The following is a 3,031-nucleotide window of genomic DNA, read 5'->3' as shown; positions in this document are numbered from 1 at the left end:
GGAATTTAATCTTGACGATGACCTACTCTCACATGGGGAAACCCCACACTACCATCGGCGATGCATCGTTTCACTGCTGAGTTCGGGATGGGATCAGGTGGTTCCAACGCTCTATGGTCGTCAAGAAATTCGGGTACTGACTCGTTCTCTCGAACGCTTCAGCAAATCGGGTATGTGATCAAGGTGCAGCCTGTGTGTTCGCAAACTTTCGTCTTCATGCGTCTTCACACACCGCAACCTGCCATCTTTCTGCAGATTGCTTGGGTGTTATATGGTCAAGCCTCACGGGCAATTAGTATTGGTTAGCTCAACGCCTCACAGCGCTTACACACCCAACCTATCAACGTCGTAGTCTTCGACGGCCCTTCAGGGAACTCAAGGTTCCAGTGAGATCTCATCTTGAGGCAAGTTTCCCGCTTAGATGCTTTCAGCGGTTATCTTTTCCGAACATAGCTACCCGGCAATGCCACTGGCGTGACAACCGGAACACCAGAGGTTCGTCCACTCCGGTCCTCTCGTACTAGGAGCAGCCCCTCTCAAATCTCAAACGTCCACGGCAGATAGGGACCGAACTGTCTCACGACGTTCTAAACCCAGCTCGCGTACCACTTTAAATGGCGAACAGCCATACCCTTGGGACCGGCTTCAGCCCCAGGATGTGATGAGCCGACATCGAGGTGCCAAACACCGCCGTCGATATGAACTCTTGGGCGGTATCAGCCTGTTATCCCCGGAGTACCTTTTATCCGTTGAGCGATGGCCCTTCCATACAGAACCACCGGATCACTAAGACCTACTTTCGTACCTGCTCGACGTGTCTGTCTCGCAGTCAAGCGCGCTTTTGCCTTTATACTCTACGACCGATTTCCGACCGGTCTGAGCGCACCTTCGTACTCCTCCGTTACTCTTTAGGAGGAGACCGCCCCAGTCAAACTACCCACCATACACTGTCCTCGATCCGGATAACGGACCTGAGTTAGAACCTCAAAGTTGCCAGGGTGGTATTTCAAGGTTGGCTCCACGCAGACTGGCGTCCACGCTTCAAAGCCTCCCACCTATCCTACACAAGCAAATTCAAAGTCCAGTGCAAAGCTATAGTAAAGGTTCACGGGGTCTTTCCGTCTAGCCGCGGATACACTGCATCTTCACAGCGATTTCAATTTCACTGAGTCTCGGGTGGAGACAGCGCCGCCATCGTTACGCCATTCGTGCAGGTCGGAACTTACCCGACAAGGAATTTCGCTACCTTAGGACCGTTATAGTTACGGCCGCCGTTTACCGGGGCTTCGATCAAGAGCTTCGCGTTAGCTAACCCCATCAATTAACCTTCCGGCACCGGGCAGGCGTCACACCCTATACGTCCACTTTCGTGTTTGCAGAGTGCTGTGTTTTTAATAAACAGTCGCAGCGGCCTGGTATCTTCGACCGGCATGAGCTTACGGAGCAAGTCCTTCACCCTCACCGGCGCACCTTCTCCCGAAGTTACGGTGCCATTTTGCCTAGTTCCTTCACCCGAGTTCTCTCAAGCGCCTTGGTATTCTCTACCCAACCACCTGTGTCGGTTTGGGGTACGGTTCCTGGTTACCTGAAGCTTAGAAGCTTTTCTTGGAAGCATGGCATCAACCACTTCGTGTCCTAAAGGACACTCGTCATCAGCTCTCGGCCTTAGAATCCCGGATTTACCTAAGATTCCAGCCTACCACCTTAAACCTGGACAACCAACGCCAGGCTGGCCTAGCCTTCTCCGTCCCTCCATCGCAATAACCAGAAGTACAGGAATATTAACCTGTTTTCCATCGACTACGCTTTTCAGCCTCGCCTTAGGGACCGACTAACCCTGCGTCGATTAACGTTGCGCAGGAAACCTTGGTCTTTCGGCGTGGGTGTTTTTCACACCCATTGTCGTTACTCATGTCAGCATTCGCACTTCTGATACCTCCAGCAAGCTTCTCAACTCACCTTCACAGGCTTACAGAACGCTCCTCTACCGCATCATCCTAAGATGATACCCGTAGCTTCGGTGCATGGTTTGAGCCCCGTTACATCTTCCGCGCAGGCCGACTCGACTAGTGAGCTATTACGCTTTCTTTAAAGGGTGGCTGCTTCTAAGCCAACCTCCTAGCTGTCTAAGCCTTCCCACATCGTTTCCCACTTAACCATGACTTTGGGACCTTAGCTGACGGTCTGGGTTGTTTCCCTTTTCACGACGGACGTTAGCACCCGCCGTGTGTCTCCCATGCTCGGCACTTGTAGGTATTCGGAGTTTGCATCGGTTTGGTAAGTCGGGATGACCCCCTAGCCGAAACAGTGCTCTACCCCCTACAGTGATACATGAGGCGCTACCTAAATAGCTTTCGAGGAGAACCAGCTATCTCCGAGCTTGATTAGCCTTTCACTCCGATCCACAGGTCATCCGCTAACTTTTCAACGGTAGTCGGTTCGGTCCTCCAGTTAGTGTTACCCAACCTTCAACCTGCCCATGGATAGATCGCCCGGTTTCGGGTCTATTCCCAGCGACTAGACGCCCTATTAAGACTCGCTTTCGCTACGCCTCCCCTATTCGGTTAAGCTCGCCACTGAAAATAAGTCGCTGACCCATTATACAAAAGGTACGCAGTCACCCAACAAAGTGGGCTCCCACTGCTTGTACGCATACGGTTTCAGGATCTATTTCACTCCGCTCTCCGCGGTTCTTTTCGCCTTTCCCTCACGGTACTGGTTCACTATCGGTCAGTCAGTAGTATTTAGCCTTGGAGGATGGTCCCCCCATGTTCAGACAAGGTTTCTCGTGCCCCGTCCTACTCGATTTCATTGACAAGAGATTTTCGCGTACAGGGCTATCACCCACTATGGCCGCACTTTCCAGAGCGTTCCGCTAATCTCAAATCAACTTAAGGGCTGGTCCCCGTTCGCTCGCCACTACTAAGGGAATCTCGGTTGATTTCTTTTCCTCAGGGTACTTAGATGTTTCAGTTCCCCTGGTTCGCTCCATACACCTATGTATTCAGTGTAAGGTAACTGTCTTATGACA

2 rRNA genes (1 of these 2 only partly in view) are annotated in these 3,031 nt (G+C 51.9%); both read right to left on the bottom strand.

From position 1 onward, the window contains the following. Positions 1 to 9: 9 nt before the first annotated feature. Positions 10 to 125: ribosomal RNA gene (gene rrf / locus L4G42_RS25925) — 5S ribosomal RNA — on the bottom strand. 146 nt (positions 126 to 271) lie between these two features. Next, a 23S ribosomal RNA gene (locus L4G42_RS25920) occupies positions 272 to 3,031 on the bottom strand; it runs 133 nt beyond the window's last position.

It is taken from the genome of Pseudomonas petrae, assembly GCF_021728295.1.
GTDB lineage: Bacteria > Pseudomonadota > Gammaproteobacteria > Pseudomonadales > Pseudomonadaceae > Aquipseudomonas > Aquipseudomonas petrae.
The sequence above is the reverse complement of the archived record's forward strand: the minus strand, read 5'-3'. Positions and strand labels throughout refer to the sequence as shown.